This window comes from Pseudomonas sp. KH_024_B2 (assembly GCF_057839965.1).
Genome location: NZ_CM174502.1, coordinates 3,869,946 through 3,890,218 on the forward strand (window position 1 = coordinate 3,869,946; position 20,273 = coordinate 3,890,218).

At 52.5% G+C, this 20,273-nt stretch carries 19 protein-coding genes and 1 pseudogene; 8 read left to right on the top strand and 12 right to left on the bottom strand.

Going from position 1 to position 20,273, the window contains the following annotated elements; translation table 11 throughout:
* Positions 1-80: 80 nt before the first annotated feature.
* The 3 genes from AC3I0A_RS17940 to AC3I0A_RS17950 form a co-directional block, all read right to left on the bottom strand.
* A complete protein-coding gene (locus tag AC3I0A_RS17940; RefSeq protein ID WP_489373545.1) occupies positions 81-1,133 on the bottom strand; it encodes a beta-keto acid cleavage family enzyme in 1,053 nt (350 codons plus the stop codon).
* Positions 1,134-1,220: 87 nt separating this feature from the next.
* Positions 1,221-2,069 (bottom strand): TauD/TfdA dioxygenase family protein, encoded by an 849-nt coding sequence (locus AC3I0A_RS17945; protein ID WP_489373547.1) that lies wholly within the window; start codon positions 2,067-2,069, stop codon positions 1,221-1,223.
* A gap of 14 nt (positions 2,070-2,083) precedes the next feature.
* Positions 2,084-3,064, bottom strand: a complete 981-nt coding sequence (locus AC3I0A_RS17950; protein WP_489373549.1) for a quinone oxidoreductase family protein — start codon at positions 3,062-3,064, stop codon at positions 2,084-2,086.
* A gap of 643 nt (positions 3,065-3,707) precedes the next feature.
* Between AC3I0A_RS17950 and AC3I0A_RS17955 the strand changes: the two genes are divergently transcribed.
* Both AC3I0A_RS17955 and AC3I0A_RS17960 read left to right on the top strand, forming a co-directional pair.
* Positions 3,708-5,078: a tyrosine-type recombinase/integrase gene (locus tag AC3I0A_RS17955; protein ID WP_489373550.1), complete on the top strand. Its 1,371-nt coding sequence runs from the start codon at positions 3,708-3,710 to the stop codon at positions 5,076-5,078.
* 113 nt (positions 5,079-5,191) lie between these two features.
* The gene (locus AC3I0A_RS17960; RefSeq protein WP_489373552.1) at positions 5,192-6,226 is read left to right on the top strand and encodes a hypothetical protein; all 1,035 of its coding nucleotides are present in this window, start codon (positions 5,192-5,194) and stop codon (positions 6,224-6,226) included.
* On the opposite strand, the gene AC3I0A_RS17965 is transcribed toward AC3I0A_RS17960, so the two are convergent.
* The 3 genes from AC3I0A_RS17965 to AC3I0A_RS17975 all read right to left on the bottom strand — a co-directional run bounded on the left by AC3I0A_RS17965 (position 6,206) and on the right by AC3I0A_RS17975 (position 9,408).
* Positions 6,206-7,321, bottom strand: coding sequence for a YagK/YfjJ domain-containing protein (locus AC3I0A_RS17965; protein ID WP_489373554.1), 1,116 nt, complete (start codon positions 7,319-7,321; stop codon positions 6,206-6,208). The two genes, AC3I0A_RS17960 and AC3I0A_RS17965, sit on opposite strands and share 21 nt — an antisense overlap.
* A 334-nt stretch (positions 7,322-7,655) precedes the next feature.
* Positions 7,656-9,113, bottom strand: a complete 1,458-nt coding sequence (locus AC3I0A_RS17970) for a YfjI family protein (RefSeq protein ID WP_489373555.1) — start codon at positions 9,111-9,113, stop codon at positions 7,656-7,658.
* 28 nt (positions 9,114-9,141) lie between these two features.
* Complete coding sequence (locus AC3I0A_RS17975; RefSeq protein WP_489373557.1) at positions 9,142-9,408, bottom strand: helix-turn-helix transcriptional regulator; 267 nt, start codon at positions 9,406-9,408, stop codon at positions 9,142-9,144.
* A gap of 376 nt (positions 9,409-9,784) precedes the next feature.
* Between AC3I0A_RS17975 and AC3I0A_RS17980 the strand changes: the two genes are divergently transcribed.
* The 5 genes from AC3I0A_RS17980 to radC all read left to right on the top strand — a co-directional run bounded on the left by AC3I0A_RS17980 (position 9,785) and on the right by radC (position 13,816).
* Positions 9,785-10,114 carry a hypothetical protein gene (locus tag AC3I0A_RS17980; protein WP_489373559.1) on the top strand — a complete coding sequence of 110 codons (330 nt, stop codon included), beginning with the start codon at positions 9,785-9,787 and terminating at the stop codon, positions 10,112-10,114.
* 71 nt (positions 10,115-10,185) lie between these two features.
* On the top strand, positions 10,186-11,154 hold the full coding sequence (locus AC3I0A_RS17985) for a DUF932 domain-containing protein (RefSeq protein WP_489373560.1): 969 nt from the start codon (positions 10,186-10,188) through the stop codon (positions 11,152-11,154).
* Positions 11,155-11,235: 81 nt separating this feature from the next.
* Positions 11,236-12,240, top strand: a complete 1,005-nt coding sequence (locus tag AC3I0A_RS17990; RefSeq protein WP_489373562.1) for a YqaJ viral recombinase family nuclease — start codon at positions 11,236-11,238, stop codon at positions 12,238-12,240.
* A gap of 104 nt (positions 12,241-12,344) precedes the next feature.
* Positions 12,345-13,271: a recombination directionality factor gene (locus AC3I0A_RS17995; RefSeq protein ID WP_489373564.1), complete on the top strand. Its 927-nt coding sequence runs from the start codon at positions 12,345-12,347 to the stop codon at positions 13,269-13,271.
* A 47-nt stretch (positions 13,272-13,318) separates the two neighbouring features.
* Positions 13,319-13,816, top strand: coding sequence for a RadC family protein (gene radC / locus AC3I0A_RS18000; RefSeq protein WP_489373565.1), 498 nt, complete (start codon positions 13,319-13,321; stop codon positions 13,814-13,816).
* A gap of 162 nt (positions 13,817-13,978) precedes the next feature.
* On the opposite strand, the gene AC3I0A_RS18005 is transcribed toward radC, so the two are convergent.
* The 4 genes from AC3I0A_RS18005 to AC3I0A_RS18020 all read right to left on the bottom strand — a co-directional run bounded on the left by AC3I0A_RS18005 (position 13,979) and on the right by AC3I0A_RS18020 (position 18,050).
* Positions 13,979-15,997: a hypothetical protein gene (locus AC3I0A_RS18005; protein ID WP_489373567.1), complete on the bottom strand. Its 2,019-nt coding sequence runs from the start codon at positions 15,995-15,997 to the stop codon at positions 13,979-13,981.
* A 276-nt stretch (positions 15,998-16,273) separates the two neighbouring features.
* On the bottom strand, positions 16,274-16,447 hold the full coding sequence (locus AC3I0A_RS18010; protein ID WP_489373568.1) for a hypothetical protein: 174 nt from the start codon (positions 16,445-16,447) through the stop codon (positions 16,274-16,276).
* A 283-nt stretch (positions 16,448-16,730) separates the two neighbouring features.
* Entirely contained in the window at positions 16,731-17,783 is a 1,053-nt protein-coding gene (locus AC3I0A_RS18015) for an ADP-ribosylglycohydrolase family protein (RefSeq protein ID WP_489373570.1), read from the bottom strand.
* Positions 17,784-17,792: 9 nt separating this feature from the next.
* The gene (locus AC3I0A_RS18020) at positions 17,793-18,050 is read right to left on the bottom strand and encodes a hypothetical protein (protein WP_127650044.1); all 258 of its coding nucleotides are present in this window, start codon (positions 18,048-18,050) and stop codon (positions 17,793-17,795) included.
* A 119-nt stretch (positions 18,051-18,169) separates the two neighbouring features.
* Here AC3I0A_RS18020 and AC3I0A_RS18025 point away from each other — a divergent pair, with 119 nt between their 5' ends.
* Positions 18,170-19,045 carry a helix-turn-helix transcriptional regulator gene (locus tag AC3I0A_RS18025; protein ID WP_057711647.1) on the top strand — a complete coding sequence of 292 codons (876 nt, stop codon included), beginning with the start codon at positions 18,170-18,172 and terminating at the stop codon, positions 19,043-19,045.
* 83 nt (positions 19,046-19,128) lie between these two features.
* Here the strand turns inward: AC3I0A_RS18025 and AC3I0A_RS18030 are convergent, their stop codons facing one another.
* Both AC3I0A_RS18030 and AC3I0A_RS18035 read right to left on the bottom strand, forming a co-directional pair.
* Positions 19,129-19,806: a hypothetical protein gene (locus tag AC3I0A_RS18030; protein ID WP_057711649.1), complete on the bottom strand. Its 678-nt coding sequence runs from the start codon at positions 19,804-19,806 to the stop codon at positions 19,129-19,131.
* Between the two features lie 206 nt (positions 19,807-20,012).
* Positions 20,013-20,249, bottom strand: a pseudogene (locus tag AC3I0A_RS18035) (transporter substrate-binding domain-containing protein); the annotation flags it as partial.
* Positions 20,250-20,273: the final 24 nt, after the last annotated feature.

The following is a 20,273-nucleotide window of genomic DNA, read 5'->3' on the forward strand; positions in this document are numbered from 1 at the left end:
AAGCTTTGTTTTATTGTTGTTATCAAGCGTGTTGCAGTGCAGCGAGCGGGAGGCCATTGACCGCCCGCGTCGTCTGCCGATCAGCCGCGTTGCGGCACACCTTTCTGCCCGGCCTTGCGGTTGGGGGCCATGCCATTGGCCAGCAGGGTTTCTTCGATGCTTTGGTACTGCACACCGATGCGGTAGATCTCACGCGCCTCTTTACCGGTGGCGATTTCGCGACCCAGCTCATGAGCGATGCGTACGGTCTGCTTGATCTGCGCAACTGAGCCGAAACGATCGCCCTTGTGATCAATGATAGTGTCTTCATTGCCCACACGCGGGTGCATACCCATGGCCATCGACATGGTGTTGAACGGCATGACGTTTTTGAGCAGCGACTCGGAGGTCAGGGTGCAACCGTCTGGCGCGCGGTGGATGAAGTTGAAGAAGTTGAACGGATTGGGGCCATCGAAACCGCCGCCGATACCGATCCAGGTCAGGTTCAACGGGCCCTTGTAGACGCCCTTGCGCACCAGACGCTCAAGGGTTTCCATTGCATGCATGCCAGTCAGCTGGAAGTGCGGCTGGATGCCGTTGTCCATCAGACGCTTGAGGTGTTCGGCGACCCAGGCCGGGCCTGCCGGTACGGTCATTTCGCTGTAGGCCGCTTGATAGGCAGGATTGGCCAGGGACGTGCCTTCCAGGTATTCCGGATACAGCAGTTCCATGATGTTCATCTGGGTGGTGTTGATGGCCACCGTGACCTGATCCGGTTTTGGCGTCAGGTCCGCCAGCATATGGCGAGTATCATCGGACAGCCACTTGGCGGCTTCGCCATCGCTTTCGGGGGCGAAGGAAATCGAACCACCGACCTGGATGATCATGTCCGGCACGGCTTCACGCACGCCGGCGATCAACTCATTGAACTTGGACAGACGCTTGGAACCCTTGCCGTCCAGTTCACGCACATGCAGGTGCAATACCGTTGCACCGGCCTCATAACAATCAACCGCCTTCTGCACCTGCTCGTCCATGGTCAGCGGGATGTCTTCGGGGAAGTCTTCCGGCATCCACTCGGGGCCATACGGGGCCACGGTGATGACCACCTTTTCCATGTTTTCCGGGTGCAGGGAATCGTCGAAGAATTGCATGAGTTACTCCTATTCTTATGATTGTTCCGCCCACCCGGGATCGTGCCGGGCAGGCGTGTCTACGAGAGCGAATGCAGCTGCGGTCGATCAGTAAGTCCTGTCGCCGATGATGCCGGCACGTTCCATCTTGCGGTGGCACGGCGGGTAGTCCATGACGGCGTAGTGCTGGGTACTGCGGTTGTCCCAGATGGCGATGCTGTTGGGTTTCCAGCGCCAGCGCACCTGATACTCGGGGATATAGGCCTGGCTGATCAGGTAGCGCAGCAGCTCACTCGCGCCGGGGTTGGCGTCCTGGCCGAAGCGCACCCGCTCAGGGGTGTGGTAGTTGCTCAAGTGGGTGGTAAAGGCGTTGACGAACAGCACCTTTTCCAAGGTTTCCGGGTGGGTGCGTACCACAGGATGTTCGGCATCCGGGTACATCGCGTTGAGCGCCAGACGCTTTTCAATCGGCATGGCGGCGCCAAAGCTCGCTTCGATGCTGTGGCGCGCACGCAGGTCAGCGATCTTCACCTTTACGTCTTCCGGCAAGCGCGCATAGGCCTCGACCATGTTGGCCCACATGGTGTCGCCGCCGACCGGCGGGCACTCCACACAACGCAGCACACAGCCCATTGGCGGGGCTTCGCGCCAGGTAGCGTCGGTGTGCCAGGCGTTCTCGTAGCGGTCCATCGGCTGGTCCGGCCGCTTGTAGATGCGCACCAGCCCTGGATGATCCGGATCACTGCCGGCCACCGGATGATCCTCCAGTTCGCCAAAGCGCCGGGCGAATGCCACATGCTCGGCGCGAGTGATGTCCTGATCACGCAGGAACACCACCCGATGCTGGAGCAGCTGAGCACGAATCTCGGCAAAAAGACCGTCGTCGTGGAGGGCGTCGGCGAGGTTGACGCCGATCAGCTCCGCGCCAATGCTGCAGGTCAATTGTTCGACTTTCATGGCAGACGACTCCCTTAAATGACGAAAATCGACGAGCCCGTGGTCTTGCGTGATTCCAGGTCGCGATGGGCCTGGACGGCATCCTGCAAGGCATAGTGCTGGTTGATCTCGATCTTGATCCGACCGCTGCCGACATGGTCGAACAACTCGCCCGCCAACGCGGCTTTTTCCGCCGGGTCGGCGATGTAATCGGCCAGGGCCGGACGGGTCATGAACAGCGAGCCTTTCATCGCCAGCAGTACCGGATCGAAGGCCGGGATCGGACCGGATGCCGTGCCGACGCAGACCATCAGACCGCGGCGTTTGAGCGAATCCAGGGAGCCCATGAAGGTATTCTTGCCGACACTGTCGAACACCACGTTGACACCGACGCCGTCCGTCAGCTCGCGAACGCGCTGGGCGACGTCTTCATGGCTGTAATTGATGACATGGTCGCAGCCATGGGCCCGGGCGACTTCGCCCTTGACCTCGGTGGACACGGTACCGATGACGGTCAGGCCGAGCAGCTTGGCCCACTGCGAAACGATCAGGCCTACACCACCGGCAGCGGCGTGCAGCAGAATACTGTCGCCGGCCTTGAAATCGTAAATGCGCCGCATCAGGTACGACGACGTCAGGCCGCGCATGGTCATGGCCGCGGCGGTCTCGAAACTGATGGTTTCCGGCAGCTTGATCAACGGCGCGGCCGGGATCAGACGCTCGGTGCTGTAGGCACCCAATGTATTGAGAAAACCGGTGTAGGTAACGCGATCTCCCACGCGTACATTGGTAACCCCCTCGCCGATGGCCTGGACCACACCGGAGGCTTCAACCCCCATGCCATTGGGCATCGGGATCGGGTAAGTGCCATTGCGAAAGTAAGTGTCGGCATAGTTCAGGCCAACCGCCACATGACGAAGACGAACCTGGCCTGGACCGGGTTCGCCAACTTCGACCTCCTCATAACGGAGGACTTCGGGACCACCGGTTTCGTAGAAGCGTACGGCTTTGGCCATGTTTTCTTATTCTCCAGTCTGCAATATGGGCGTGCTGCGTCGATTTGCGCTGATTGGACTGTAGGACGCAGTCTGGCGAGCCGCTTCTCATCAGACGACAATGGCTTTTCATTTCGTGACAGTTGGCCGCCAACATCAACGGCTGCGGTGGATGACTTATCCAGTACCGTGCCAGGAACTGATCGACTGGACCGCCCCCTCCTGCACCCTGCGAGCGGTCATTAAAAACGTCAGGAGGGGAAGCGAAAGACCAGACAATACTGGTAAAAAAGAGACCACGCGCGAGTACTGAAGCCTGCATCCGCCCGCGCGGAAGACGTGAGGATTCCACCCAGAGCCAACAGATTTGTAGGGGTAAAAACGGAGACAAATAAAAAGGGGTCGCGAGATAAAATCTCGCAACCCCTTGAATTATATGGTCGGGACGGAGTGATTCGAACACTCTACCCCTAGCACCCCATAAAGGTAAACCACAATCCAATTCAGTCTAAGAAAATCCAGGAGCAAGGCCTAAAGCACTGTATTTACTAGGCCAATGCAGTTTACACAGTCCAACCGCTTCCGATAGCATTCTACCAAAGCCAGCGAGAAACGGTGACCCAACGGTGACCATCTGGTGCCTGGCCTTTCTGGGGAAGCGAAAGTGGCGACGATCACCGACAAACAGATGAACGCAAAACCAGCCAAACCTACCTGGCTGATCGAGGATGCTCCTCGCGGCTGCGGCCGATTCATGGCACGTCTTCGCCCAGATGGCGAGCGCCTGTTTTACTTCAGGTATACCGACACCAGCGGTGGAAGAGTGTTTCTGCCCATAGGTGCATATGACGCCACTGGCACTGATGGACTTACCCTCAAGGAAGCAAGAACTAAAGCTGGAGAGTGGTCACGCCTCTACCAAAGTGGAACTCGCAACTTACGTGAACATCTGGATGCCGAGGAAGCTGCCCGTATCGCAGCCCGAGATAGTAAATTGGCACGACACACCGCCGAGAAAGCAGAAGCCGAAGCCGAGCAAGCTCGCCAGGCGGCACGCAAGACTGTTACCGACCTATTCGAGCACTGGGCTAAGGTTGATCTCATCAACCGCAAGGATAAGGGTGCAGAGGCTCGTCGGATGTTTGAAAAGGACGTTCTGCCCTTCTTGGGCGACTTGGCTGTCGCTGATGTGAAAAAGGGTCATATCACCGAGGTGACAGATGCCCTCCTCGCTCGCGGTGTAAACCGTATGGCAAAGATGGTTTTTTCGCTTATGCGCCAAATGTTCCGCTTTGCCGTAGACCGCGACCTGATCGAGCACGATCCCAGCGCCAGTATTCGAAAAGCTAAGATAGGTGGCAAAGACACCGAGCGCGATCGAGTACTGAGTGATGATGAAATCAAGCTGCTTGCTAAGAAAGCCCCTGATGCAGGGCTGCTGGTCACCACCGAAGCTGCAATCTGGATTGCCCTATCCACCTGCTGTCGAATTGGTGAGCTCCTGAGCGCCCGATGGGAGCATATCGATCTAGAGCAGAGCACTTGGCTGATTCCGTCCGAGAATAGTAAAAACGGCAAACCGCACAGCATCATCCTTTCAGATTTTGCCATTAGCCACTTCAAGCGCGTAAAGCAGATTAATAGCCTGTCACCTTGGTGCTACCCGAACACTTACATAACTGATCATGTATGCCCTAAAACGGTAACCAAGCAACTGGGAGATCGCCAGCGCCTTCCGGAACAAGGCTCCATGAGCCGACGTAGCGCCAAAGCCCAAGCACTGTTGCTACCAGGCGGCAAGTGGACGCCACACGACCTGCGACGCACAGGCGCGACGATTATGACGGCTATTGGCGTGCTTCCTGAGGTAGCTGAACGCTGCCTCAACCACACGGAGGAAAACAAGGTAAAACGCACGTATCAGCGTCACAGCTACGCTAAAGAAATGACTGCGGCGTGGCGATTTCTCGGCGAATACCTAGAAAGCCTAACAGGTATAGATGCCAGCAAAAAAGCTACAACCATTTGCAACTAATCTAGTGAGAGTGCTGAGATCAGATTAGACCACCTTTTCTCTTGGCTCTAGACGTAAATATCTTACGGCACCCAACACAAACAACAATCAAGCAGCATGAGTCGACACTTCACATGAAAGCCATTGACGATAGCAACCGCATGATTCACCTCGCTACCCAAGTCATCAGCGAGCTTGGCATAACTGCTGATTCCCTTATTGATCTCGCATCGAAACTCAAATCTACCTTCCTGATTGAAGTCCCCGACAACACTGAGGTTTATCTGAAAGGCACCACCTTAAAACGCATCCAGACCACATTCGCTGAAGCCGCGAGAAGCTTTTCGGATTTTGATTATGACGCACCTATAAAAGTTGACCCCTCAATAGGATTTTTGTGCCTCTACGCATCTGACTGCGAAGCAATTGTTCAGAGAGGAGCGCTTCGAAAAAAGCAATTCGAGTCTGTTGCGCTATTCAAGAGTGAAACTGGCACAACCTGCTTATGCCCCACAGATTATGCAAAACAATTTCTACCAAGCCAAGAAAGAGTCATATACATAACTGGGTCTTTTCAAACCTTCCAAAGGGGTGATGCGAGCATAGAAAAATCAATCATCATTCGATTTGAAAATATACTCATCAGCACCCAAGAACTTCGAGCTATCAGGAAAGAACTGAAAAACAAAGAACCCGACTACGGAAAGTTTCAGAAAGGGGACTGGGCCTCAACGAAACTTGCACAACTGAACGAAGCGTCAACTTTATTTTTTTCACAAGATCATAATAACCGCTCAGAATTATCCATTGAAGAAAAAGAGGAAATCAAGGCTTGGTTTCGCGCTCACTGGGGCGCAGAAACTGGGGTAGACCTGATAGAGCAAGCCATCAACGCAATACTGCCTGACCGTCTTTACCCCAAAGCACCGCCACAGGAGACTATCAACACACCATTAAGAAGCGAGTACAATGGCTACGCATCTACGACACTAATTCTTATCAATGAAGCGGCGAAACACTTCTGGCAGGCGACTCAAGAAAAAAATCATAAAACTCAAGATAAAAGAATAGAAATAATAAGAGTTCTTAAAAGTTCAGAGTGGGGGTTCACGGCAAGGCTGGCTACCGCAGCAGCTACCATTATCAGCCTAAAAACCAGACCCCAATAAGCCATGAACGTGTCTAGACGGCGGCGCATCCTGGACCCTGGGGCGCCCTCTCTTCACAGACTTCAGCTTAGGCATATTTCCTCTGAAAAATGATCTGCCACTTTCCGGGGAGAGGCGTATCCAATAATCCACCTTGGTCAGGTAGGACGCCACCCTATTCTTCAAAGCACTTACCCTATCCGGCTGATTAAAACTGATCATACCTATTCCAAGATATCTATATTTCTCCTTGACTGCATTGCAATTGAAATAGCGTCCTGCTCCTGCCGTAACTGAGTCTCGCCAATACTCACCAATCACTCTAGCCAAAACTCCATCCTGGCGATGATTTGATCCATTATAAAAAAGCAACAAATGAAAGTGAAACCCCTTTAGCTGACCATACTCTAGCTTACAAGCGAACCCTAACAACCCATAAACTGGAATGCCCTTATGTAGATCTTTCTGCATTTTTGCCCAATGCACCTTGACCTTTTTAATATCGCCATAAAAATCCTCGCGACCACTTACAAAGCCTGACTGATAAGACAAATCAACACGCACAACAAGCATCCTAGAGTGCTGGGCAAAAAGAGCATCTATATAACCTTCCAAGCTATTAACTCGCTTAAAGGACGCTTTACGGAATCGTTTCAAAACGGCTTTAAAAGCATCACTGGACAGCTCCAACCGAGCAAACTCTACGAGATCATTCATTAGACCTAAAAAAGCCTCAGCGGCTCCATTGCGTAAAGTCCGCCAGACTCTGAGCGAATGAAGATCATCGAGTCGATCAACACATTTGAAAAAAACCTCCACATATGGGTTAACTTCATGAGAGGGGAAGTACCATTCAAACCCTCCCTTCCTCCTCTTCAGTTTGTCAACAAAATTGCGACCAAGCCTCTCTGCCTTAACCTTTACCCCGTCACGTTGATGAGTACAAGAAGAGAACAAAAAGCCCTTACTACCTGCAAGTTCACACATTAATTTTTCAATAGAACGCAACTCCAAGACCAAGCTTTCCTCAACCCTTAAAACAGGAAGCCCTGCAACCTCCTCAACCATTAAATCTAACGCACCTCCATTATCAATCCAATCAACTTCATCTATCACTCACTGACTCCTCAAGAAGCTAGCAGCATGGCTTTGGGGAGCCATGCTGCTGACAAATGATCGGTTGACATCACAACCGCCAACTACTACCTCATCAACTTAATTGGCTAATTAACTAAATATCAGATAATTACTCTAATTAAACCGAACAAACTACTTAACCTCACTATTAAATAGGTACTTAATTAAATAGTAATCCATAATCAAGCAGTGACCGCCATGCACTCACCTTCTGACAAACCAAGACAAACAAACTCAAGCAACCCGTCAATCACCAAACACTAAATACCAGAAGCACTAAAAAGTTAGTACCCTGAGAAGAACCCAGCACCATCTACAAACCACCTTGCCAAGGACATAGGTCGATATAAACAGCTTTGTTACCAGAATGGTTAAAACACTTAATAACCCCATGACTCACCAAGCGCAATAGAACATGCTCAAGAACAGATTTCTTTCTAAATTTCCCAGGCCCGTACTGCAAAATATGATTCTTCTTAACAAATCGCTTACCCGTCATACGAAAACTATCCAGCCAGCAATTTAATTCCTGCTCTTCATCGCTCTCTTTAGAGTTCTCCCCAAACAACTTTATAAACTCATTGGAGTACCATTTAGCAAGATCCGTTGCCGCCTGCAAGGTTGACATCGAAATATCACCCTCAAACCCTTCAAAACAATGAAGCAATGCAGCCAACCTAGAAATCACCTCCATTAACTTTGAGCCATGATCACCTAGCCCATACAGTATTCCACCTGCACACATCCTTGACTCAATATCATTCGCAATCTCCACCCAAAGCCGAGCCGCTTCGGAGTTGAATCCGATCACTTCTTTTTCTTTTTTATTTCCTCTGAAACGAATAAGACCCGCCTCAAGAAAGTGCTCCAACCGCGAAGAAAATTGTGTTTGATGATACCAGGATGGTACCTGAGTGCTTACATATCTAGTTCCCTGTGTTGAAGCCGGGCGACAGATTAGAAAGCGCGCCCACAAACCAGACCCCCTAGACACTCCGCCTTTATGAGCCATGTACTTTGAAAATACGCTCTCCTGGACCATAAGTGAGACTGTCAGCCGTGCGCCAACAAGTTCAAAGCTTTCCGCCGTCTTACGATCAATTTTGATTGAGTCACCACTCCAAATCGCATTTTGCTTCGAAAGATCATTAAAGGCGCGCCCTTCTAAAACACCTCCACCTTCACTTGAAATCAAACCAGCCGCAGGTAAATTTTCGTACATCCCATGAAACAAAGCCTCAGAGGTTGAGTCCTCATACAAGATCTTAAATTCTTTTGGCTTAGCTGGAGCTTCTTTCTCTAAAGCCAATAGAACCTTCTCCTCTTCGTCAGCAGAAAGCCCTTTTGATGCTTTTTTCGTAATCGCTTTTAATACTCCGTTACGTCGAACCATCCAGGTATCGTACTTAACTTTCCACACCGACTGACTCTCCTTCACCTCCTCGCCCTGTTTAGCCTGAAAGGCCCTAATCGGCTTCAAAAAAACATTCTCAACCGTTGACTTCCTTTCACCCGAGTCAGCAATTGCAAGAAGCATCAGCGAGGTCGGACCGACCTGACCATTAGGTTTACAAACATCTACATGGCCCTGCAAGACAGCAGAAATCGCGGTTAAGGCCGCATTTTGAATCAATCCCCGTGGGGCCTGAATATTTGCTTGAGCTTCATTTATTGCAGCATCCAACAAGGGAAACTGCGACAAACTCGGATATAAATTATCTCCGAAATTAGGTTGTTTTGCATTTTGTTGCCTAAAAAAATTAAAATACATAGATCACCATAAATACAAACAGCTAGTATCAAACAACCATTGCAGATATAATTTCCGCCATTGAGCCTTGACTCTGCCTAGACAGTTTCACATACTCCTCCATCCACGAATTTATTTCGCTTTCAATCCAACGCACAGATGTTTTCCCAACTCGTATCTGCCGTGGGAATTTCGCATCATAATGTTTAGAGCCCTCCTTAAGCTTGTTATAAATAGTTGACCTAGAAAAACCTGTGCGCTTTAAAACATCTTTCAAGCGAAGCATAACCAATGTTTCTGATTTTTCATTAAACATCATTGCACCCTTTAGGACTGGACGAGGCAATCTTATAAGCAGCAACTCGAATCTCAAAGAACGTGAGCGTAACGCTTGCTAACGTTACGCTTTTGGAGCTCACCACTTTGACAGCAACTCTGCACTCCTTCAAAACAGACTGCCTCTCCCCCTTAGCCAGTACTATTCCAGCTATTAATAGCTAAAATAGCAGCCCATAACGCCAAAACTCACATTCAGATACCGCCCACTATGCCCCTCGCGGGGACGTTGTTTCGGCAAGCCTTATTCAAAAAAATCTCAGACCTATATCACCCAGATGAACGCTCAACGATGAGCGCGTCATTAAACATTTCTGCGTGATACGTGGACTCAGTAAATAGAGAGGAATCCTAATATGTATACGCCTTGTCCAAGCTGTAACTCTGGACGCGTTGTCACAAAAAATATTGGCAAACAAGCAGGTGGATTGATTGGTGCGGCGGGCGGTGCGGCCAGTGGTGCCGCCGGAGCCCTGTCGGGTGCAGAAGTTGGCGCGGTGCTGGGCGTGGTCGGCGGGCCAGTCGGGATCGCTATTGGCAGTATTGCTGGTGCTCTTCTCGGGGGGCTGTTTGGCGGTGTGGCGGGTGGGATAGCCGGGTCCACGCTGGGCGCACAGATGGATGACAAGGTGCTGAATAACTATCAGTGCCTGGCGTGCGGCTACAGCTTCAGCGTCAACCGTTAAGCCGTTGTGAACAGGCGTCGCTTGTTGGTGACACCACGCTCATTTCCATTCATTCGCAAGGAATCATTCCCATGGCTCACCTCGTTGAACAAATGGCTTACGTTGGCGCAACGCCCTGGCATGGCTTGGGCAGTCGCCTATCGCCGCAACAACCGCTCGAAGTCTGGCAGCGGGAAGCCGGGATGGACTGGCAGATCCAGAACAGCCCGGTCCACTTTAAGGCGGATGCCATCGGGCATCTGGGAAGTATTCATACCTTCCCTGAACAGAAGGTACTCTACCGTTCCGATACCAAGGCACCACTCTCGGTCGTATCCAACCGCTACCAAATCGTACAACCGCGTGAAGTCCTGGAGTTCTATCGGGATCTGACCGAGGTCTCGGGCTACGAGCTGGAAACCGCCGGTGTATTGAAAGGTGGCCGCAAGTTCTGGGCTCTGGCCCGTACTGGGCAAGGCACGGCGTTGAAAGGCAACGACCAGGTGAATGGCTACCTGCTGCTGGCTACTTCCTGTGACGGCACCTTGGCCACCACCGCCACCCCCACCACGGTGCGAGTGGTCTGCAACAACACGTTGACCATCGCTCTTGATGGAACGACCCGGGCGATCAAAGTGCCGCACAACACCCGCTTCGATCCGCAAATGGTGAAGAAGCAGTTGGGTATCGCCGTCTCCCAGTGGGATTCCTTCATGTACAGCATGCGCGCCTTGTCTGAACGCAAGGTTCAATGGCATGAGGCCTTGGGGTTTTTCATGAACGTATTGTGTGATGCCAGCCCCAACACTCCACTACCCGCAGTACTTCCTAACGAGCGGGCGCTGCGCAAGGTGCAGAGCCTGTATGAAGGTCAGGGGCGTGGCGCCACACTGGTGTCGGCTCAAGGAACCGCCTGGGGCTTGCTCAATGCTGTGACCGAGTACGTTGATCACGAGCGGCGGGCCCGCAGTACTGAATACCGCATGGACTCGGCCTGGTTTGGCCAAGGTGCGGTCATCAAACAACGCGCCCTGCAGGCCGCACTGCAACTCGCCGCCTAGCGCCACTCACTTACTCACCCATTAAAGCGCCTGGTCAGCTTCTGCTGGCCGGGCGTTTTTTATGCCGCACAGGAAAACATCATGGGCACACAAACTCTGCAACAACCCAGCAGCAAACCCCGCCCTGCCTTACGTCTGGTGGGGACTAAACAACTGCCCAGAGAGGATTGGCTGGCCGTGCGTAAGCAAGGCATCGGCAGTTCGGATGCCGCCGCTGCCGTGGGTCTGAATCCTTACAAGTCCCAGCTTGAGTTGTGGCTGGAGAAAACCGGCCGTGACACCGCACTGCCCAAGCTCGATCCACAGGATGAAGAAAGCCCAGCTTATTGGGGCAATATCCTGGAGCCGATTGTCGCAACCCATTACACCCGGCGCAGTGGTCACCGGGTGCGACGGGTCAATGCGGTGCTGCAGCATCCTGATCCCAAACTGCCCTGGATGCTGGCCAACATCGACCGAGAAGTAATCGGTGCGTCAGACGTACAGATCCTCGAATGCAAAACCGCCGGCATAAACGGCGCACGCCTCTGGAAAGAAGGTGTGCCCGAGTATGTGCAGTTGCAAGTCATGCACCAGCTCGCCGTCACTGGCAAGCAGGCTGCTGATGTGGCGGTACTGCTCGGTGGTCAGCACCTGGAGATCCATCGCATTGAACGCGACGACTCACTGATTGCTCGGCTGGTCGACTTGGAGCGACTGTTCTGGGATTACGTGGTCAGTGATACCCCGCCACCGGCAGACGGATCTGCCTCGGCGGAGCAAGCGTTGCGCTGCCTGTATCCACAGGACAGTGGGCAGAGCGTGGACTTCAGCCAGGACATGCTGCTCTGTACGACCTTTACCGCACTGCAGAGCGTACGCGAATCAATTGCACAGCAGGAGAAGCTGGAAGCTCAGTTCAAGCAAACATTACAACAGGCCATGGGCGATGCCAGTCGGGCAACCTTCGCCACTGGCTGCATCACTTGGAAGAAAGCCAAAGACAGCATGGCTCTGGATATCCCCCGCCTGCTCAAAGAAAAGCCCTATCTGCAAGTGCGCTACGCAACCACCAAAACCGGCAGTCGGCGTTTTCTGCTGGCCTGAACGTTTGTTCGCTTCTCCCTTATTCCCATGCCCTTTCTCTCCCACGCCACCCTGGCCGTTTACGTCCCGGTGGCTTTTTTATTTTCAGATGCAGGAGAACTCCCATGCTCAAAGGTTTAGCGATCACGCCTCCGGTACTCGGGCGCATTTCCATTGGCAAGGTCGTCGAGAAAAACGGCAAGCGTCTGCCCGAGAAAGACGATCAGTTCACCATTACTTCGCAGGTGCAAAGTCGTGACGGTTGGCTACTGCACCGGCTCAATGAGGAACTGCGCAATGGCCAAGACGGCAAGCTGCGCAGCATTCCGATCCGCCTGCTGTTCAACGAACCGGACCTCAACTTTCGGGCTGACTACAGCCTGTTCGACCGTAACACCGGCCGGCCGCTGTGCGTCGGCAATGGTGAGACCTGCAAGCGTTTGACCAAGGACGGCATCCAGTCGTTGCCCTGCCCTTCGCCGGATGGCTGCTCCCTGGCCCAAGGCAATGCCTGCAAGCCTTACGGCCGGCTGAACGTGGTGATTGGTGACGATGATCCGCTGGGCAGTTTTGTCTTCCGTACCACTGGGTTCAACAGCATCCGCACCCTGGTGGCACGCCTGCAGTACTTCAGCGCAATCTCCGGCAATCGCCTGGCCTGTCTGCCGCTGGAGCTCCGTCTGCGGGGCAAGTCCACCCGCCAAAGCCACGGCACGCCGATCTTCTACGTGGACATCACGGTGCGCAGCGGGCTGAGCCTAGAAGACGCCTTGCTGGAAGCCAAGCAACTGGAGGAAACCCGGCAAGCCGCAGGCTTTGATCAGACCGCCTTGGATCAAGCGGCACAACAGGGCTTTAGCAACGGAGCCTTTGAAGACAGTGATGAGGACACCGGGGCCATCGTCGAGGAGTTCTTCCCCGCAGCTGAAGATCAGACCAGCAAGGCAGAAGCCGCCCCCAAACCAGCGACCCCTGCCAAAACCTCACTGGTTCAAAAGCTGGAATCCAAATCCCTCCAAAGCGGCAGTGACCACTCTGCTCGCGCCCACTGATCACACTTCCAACCTGACCCAAGGTCTTCCAACTCAAGAGAATCCCCATGAAATATCACAAACTCACAGCTGGTGAAACGACCGGTACCTATGTAATGGAATCCCCTGTCACCGAGGCCGACATCCTGCAGATGGCGCAACAACTGGCGATGAGTCGTCTGTCTAAAGGCCGGGTACTGACTGAGCCCAAGCAGGTCCTCAGCCACCTGCAAACACTGCTGCAGTACCACGAGTACGAAGTCTTTGCTTTGCTACTGCTTGACACCAAGCACCGGGTGATTGGTTTCCGGGAGCTATTCCGAGGTACTCTGGATGGTGCCAGCGTGTATCCACGGGAAGTGGTGAAGATCGCACTAGAGCACAACGCCGCAGCCGTAATTATGGTTCACAACCATCCCTCCGGCGATCCGGAACCCAGCCAAGCCGATCGCACGCTGACCACCACCCTCAAAAACGCTCTGAACATGGTCGGCACCCGAATATTGGATCATATTGTGGTGGGCTCTGAAGGTTGCGTATCGCTGGCTGAGCGGGGTTACCTGTAATCGGATGGACCTAGTGGCTTCATCTGATGACCACCCCGGCATATCGGTCAAGGGTGGTCATCGGTACGGCCATTGTATGGAGTGGAGAGGCTCGATACTGGACAACCTGCCGGGATTTTCAGTACTAGGGCTATAGCCCCATCACCGGGCATCGACTGATCTCTAGCTCAGAAGATCCCCCCACTTACGCTGCAGCTCACGTTCCTCTTGGAGGACTTCGCGGGTTATTACATCGACCCACTGCACGGCGAAACCGTTAGCCTCCCGCAACAGCAACATAACGTCATCCATTTCAAATCCGCCTTGCGTTTTATTGTTTTTATGCTCCTCAAGCATCCCCCTAACTACTTCATTAAGTTTGTCCTTTGTAGCTACTTTGGCCATTGTGTAAGCCAAAGGCATACAAACAGCATCGATATCCACCTCAATAGTAAGGTTACGCTCTTTATATTTTTCGCAAATCATCAAAAACCCTAAAAAGAAGGCCTTGAATACTTCATCTTGCTTGCGAATATCTTCAGGGATTTTATGAAAGGAGAAGCCATACATGAATGAAAGAGTGTACAACATATGAACTTCAACATCAGCCTTGGGTTGCTTCGAGAGTTTCCGCGCACGCGCCACTAGGGCCCCCAGATAGTTGATCGGCATCTGCAGAATGAACTTAGCGTCAGGATCCTGCGCTACGTCCTCTTTCAGCTCGTTGAGGATTTTTTCAAAATGGACAATGACAACCGCACCGCTGTCATCGCTCAGCGAAGCTTCTTCCCCCAATAAGGAATTCAGCGCATCATCCAAATCAGTCTCTGCAGAGAGCATAGGAGCTATGGAAGCGACCGGCGCAGGTAAAAGGGCTGCAGATTCAATTTCGCTCTGCATCAGCCTATCCAAAATTTTATTTCGGTTAGCCAGAACAAACTGAATGAACACTTGTTCTCTGAGCGCCAATCGCACGACACCAGGCAAGAGCGCATAGATAACCCCTGCCAGTTTCTCGACATTTTCGTCATTCCGCAGCGCGGAAAGAGAAGCTTCGCCTGTTTTTTCTTTTAGGTAGGGCAGAATTTTTGATTTATTTTGCTCAATCGCACTCGATATATAATCGAAAAGTTTGTCCTTGGCGCTGGTTTTCTGAACTGAAGGGATATCAGTTTCAACCAACATGGCATCAGCGCGAACCACCCTTTCGGTATTTTCATTACTCGCCACAACCACATTTTTTTCCAGCTCGGCAGCAGGCTCCTCAGTAACCATTAATGCTCCTTGTGAAACTCCAGGTCTCTGGGAGACCACCAAGGAAGTGCTTCCGAGCTTGCTACCTCCCAAACTCCGCGCTTCACTAAGTGCACTATTGATCACCGAGCAAAACGCCATCAGTTCTTTGCCACTCAATTGAGTAAAGCTACCGATTTTTCGCGAGTTCACATAAAAATCTCGCTTTTCCACAGCTACAGAAATCAGATGCTTCCAAAAAAAAATACGAGGGGCATCGAAAACCATTTTTAAAGCGAGTGTACTTTTACCTATGAGAAGGCCTTCTTTGGCGCTTCCGAATAACGTATCGTCGATCAGCACAAGGACGTCGTCTTCGGCCATACTCGATCCGTACGAACAAAGTGCAGCCTGCAATTTTTTTTGCGGAATATGCGGCTGTACATACACCCGTTCCAGCCCCATGCGCTCAGCCGCAGCCAGTACTTTTTGCAGTACGACTTGCACCTCTGAGCTTTGAAGCTCTTCGGCATCAGCACTTGCTAACAAAGCTGGCGATGAGACCCGACTAGCAGGGGCCTCGGACGAGCTGATTGAGAGCCACTCGTCAATAAGGTCAAAACATTCTTTGATATCTTTTTTATCAGGAACATTGAAAGAAATAACTTTCTCATCGTCCAGAAAAAGTTTATTCCCTTTCACTTCTATCACATCGATTTCGTCGAAGTCATAGGCAACTGAGTCAGTGAAAATTTCTTTTATGCCCAGATGCTTCAACCCGATTAAGCACCCGTCCTTGCCGCTGCCGAAAACCGTGTCATCAATCAAAATAACGATCTCAGCAGGATCAACGCTCAAGCCATAGGAGGTCAACGCGTTGCTCAGCAGCTTTTTCGGAATATTGGGAGCAACATAAATCTTGGCCGCGCCGACATATTGTTTCGCGCTCAAGAAGTCCAGTAGTGACATATCCCTATCCCCAATCAATGCATAAAATTTGAATATCTAATCGATCTCACTGAAACACCTTAGCAGTGCTCCATGTCGACAAAAAACTGACCTTACCGACCTGATGCGCCAGCAATATCAGGTACGTCTAGGTCAGATGAAGCCAAAGCTCTTCATTGAGATTGTTAGCAAAAACCAACCGCTCGGCCTGTAGTGTCCATTTGCCGCACTCCCAGTTTTTCGGCAGAGCGCACGCTGGCTTTAGCGTCGAACGTATATTTTTACCAACGGAAATGCTTAATCCCGCTCGACCGACTGCGATCCTCTGGTGCGAGCCAGATCAGTCTTACCTCCGTACAGATAGAGGAAATAGATCAACAAGCCCATGCACAAAACAAAACCGATCTTGAACGACCGCGAAATACCTGAGAAGCCGATCAGAGCCACCAATATTGCGATAAAAATCAACATTCGCATTTCTCCTTGTAAACGACCCGGTACGGGTCAGAATCTGCCTCTGCGGGCCATTAATTCCGCCAGCAGCCCATCGAGAAATCCCGCCGCGAAAACATTGATCGCCTTACTGGTGCAGCGTGGACACTGGGTGAAATACTCACCCGCCCCCAATGCATCGCTACGCGGCGCTACTGTTTTTTTCCATTGGCAATCGCGGCACACAAACATAAGCGGTCTGGGCTTTATTGGCATCGCAGTTCTCCTGAAAACCTACCCATAGTCGACCCCATCAGCTGCCTCACCCGCCGGGATACATCTGCTCAATCTGCTGATCGAACTCTCCACCATTCCCGTAGTACTCACGCGGAATGCGTTCAATATCTTCGGCAATCTGCTCGATCACTTCGCGCAGCTCCAATTGACCGTACCATCGAGCAGGAATCGCCGCAGCACCATACTGAACTCCCAACAAGTGCCCGGCGATGAGCCCGGTACTGTCGCTATCGCCACTGTGATTCACCGCCGTGATTACGCCTTCTTCGAACGAAGGCGCTGCCAGGGCACACCACAATCCGATAGCCAGCGTTTCTTCGGCGACCCATCCGCCACCGAGCTCGCCTATTCGTTGCGGAGTGGGCTGGTAGCCCTCGTAAAAGAAGAAAAGTACGCGCTCAATGAGGCTCCGTATTTCTTCCATACCGGGCACTTGTCCATATTGGGCCAGGCTCTGAGTGACTGCGTGTTCCAGGCTGTCTTGCCGATCGACAATGCGCTGGAGAATATCGGCAAACAACCCGGCCGCCAGGTAGCCCGTAGGGTGTCCGTGAGTCAGGCGCCCTGACTGGACAGCGTAGTCAAAGGCGTTTGCAAAGAAGGCGCAGGGCGCAACGCGCATCAAGGCGCCACAGCCTTTGCTGTTGTTCTCGGCAACTGCGCCCAGCCGCGGACTGGCCTTGAGTGCACCTAGGCAAGTAGTGCCAGGGGCACGCCGAGACCAGAGTTCCGATTGCTTGATCAGCCAGCCGTCCACGCCGATCGGCATCGCCGTAGGGTAGTCCTGGGTTATCAGCCAGCGAAGCAACGAATGGTGAATAATGCTGGGGACGTGGCAAGTCCCTCGTGAGCTGCCGCACACATAAGCCCGCAGCAAGCCTTCTGCGGTGAAAAGCATCATCTGCGTGTCGTCGGTGATGGCGCCGGTGGTACCGAAAGCAGGGGCAAAATCAACGATACCTTGTGGACCGAACTTAGCTTCAATTGCAGACCACTCGAGAAACTCCACTGGGGCGCCTAGCGCATCACCGACGGCGCCGCCGAGCAGGCAACCCTTGATCCGTTCAAGTCTGTTCATGTCCTTCCCTCATCCCTCTGCAGGGATCAATTCCTGCAGAATCACCAGCTTTCTTTGCAACTGCTGGACGTGCTCTTTCTCGGCTCGCAACGCCGAACGCAGTTCGCGGTTTTCCATTTCCCAGATCCGCGCCCAACGCACATTTTTTTGGCAGCCCATAGCCATCTGCCAGAGCTCACGCAATCTCAAACACTGATGCAGTAACACCAGCAGGATTGCTCCCATCATCAGCAATGCACCCGTCGAAACCGCTTCCGACATACTCATGTCCACTTCCTTTCGTGACTTCAATTCATTTTGAAGACAGACACACGATATGTAGTGTTAAACGACAGGTCTAGAATGTAGACTTATACAGGTAAAGTATTCGCGCACATGGAGAGGGTATGAAACGCAAGCAGTCCATCGAACAGGTCCGCTGGGATCTGGCACTTCGCTATCGTTTGATTGAGACCGTTGCCTGGTGGGAAGGCCGCCTGACCACGGGACACTTGATGCAGAGCTTCGGCATCAGCCGACAGCAGGCATCCAAAGACATCAACACCTACATCAACGAGCATGCGTCTAAAAACCTTACATATGACAAAAAAATAAAGGGCTATGTGCCCAGCAAGGCATTCAAGCCGCTGTTCATTGACGACAGTGCCAGCGCCTATTTGCACCTGCTGTATCAAAACAATGCGCGCGCGCCGCACATTGAGGGCCTGGCCCTCGCATATGCCCACACCAAGGTGCTGGAAGTGCCGGATCGCTCGATCAAGGCGGAGATCCTTCGGCCGTTGCTCAAGGCTTGCCGCGACCACCTGCGCCTGGATATTGACTACGTTTCGCTGAATAGCCCAGACCCCGAGGGCCGCACGATCGCGCCGCATACCCTGGTGTACACCGGCATGCGCTGGCACGTTCGCGCCTACTGTGAGAAAAATCGTGAATACCGCGATTTTGTTCTGAGTCGACTACGTGGTGTGCCCGACGTGCGGGATGATGAAACCGAAAATGGCATCGATGGAGATGATGTCTGGAACACCGAGGTGGCGGTGATCATCAAGCCCGACGAGCGCCTGACGCTGGCGCAGAAGGCGATCATCCAGACTGATTTCGGTATGGTGGATGGGCAGCTAGAGATTCCCAGTCGCCAAGCGTTAGTCAAGTATGTGTTGCAGCGGTATCAGATCGATCCCAAGAATCTAGACCCAAAACCAGAGGCACAACAGATAGTGGCGGGGAACCTGAAGGAGTTGAAACCCTGGTTGTATGACTGAGGGAGTCAGGCACACATCTCCATTCCAGGCAGCGCGTTCCCTGAACTTACGCATTGCAGCGTAACACTCAGGGGCCGAGCGCGTCAGAAGTCGTCGTAAATCGAGTGGGCCTGGGCGAGGTCGTTCTTGATTAGCTGGAAAAAACCACGCTCCACATCCGCCACCCGGTATCTCCCATCGTAGTAAGTCGAACTGATGCAACGACACTCAGAGCGCCAAAGATCGTACACCTGCTCGTTGGCTTGGGTAATTGGAATGCTTGTCGGATATAGGGTCAGTCGATCTAAAGCCCGGCTGATTGGCCGGGCTTGTTTCTTCAACTTACAGATCTGCAAATCCAGCACGCAATACTCCTGGGGGTTCAGGAACATCAGAATCTTGGACACGAAAGAGATATTTGAGTAGCTGGGAAACCCAAGTCGCTTGAGCGCAGCCAACGAGGGGGTACCTGTGCTAACCAGGCCATTGAACGAGGCGTAAGGAGCAAACGAGCCAATCAGTGAGTTAAATTTTGCGAATCGGCTATCTCTGTAGCCGGCCGTCGCGTTTCCCCAATAAATGATGTTGCCCAGGCCTTGCTCGATATCGGTAGGCACCGTCGACCGCAGTTGGGTCTGAATAATCGACTCCAGTTGCTGAATACTGCTCGCGACCTGAGGGTTCTGCTGTTTCGGCAATGCGTGATCGTAGTAGTCCAAAGGGAAGCTATAGGTATGGATGGAGTGCTGCAGGGCCTCTATCTGGGTCCGGTTTAACGGCATAGGTTGTTCCTTTAAGGGTCAACAGAGGGCAGCGCCAGTTGCGCCAACGGCGTTACCGATGAGAGACGTATCGACACGAAGTCATGTTTCTTGAGTTTGCTGCATTGGATGAATGAGGATGCTTACTTGAACTCGCTTTAGGTTCCGGCTGTCGCAGCCGGTCCACGCTCGGGAATCACATCAAGCCTTTCCGTCACACTCATCTACGAAAGAATGCCGTCGAACTTCCTCGCTTTCAGCCCCGGGATGACGCTGCCCCTGGGACTTTCCATCCATACGCATTTGACCTTGAGCTGGGCACAGATGGCGCTGCCGATATCGATGTCGAGCCCCACTAGATTACCGTCGGGAGCCTTCGACTCGAACGGCGAACTGGGATTGACACCGAAGCGAATGACAGTCCAATCCTTTGCATAGATTGGGGCCAAACTCAGGCAGCTCAGCGAATAACCGGAGCAATCGAAAGG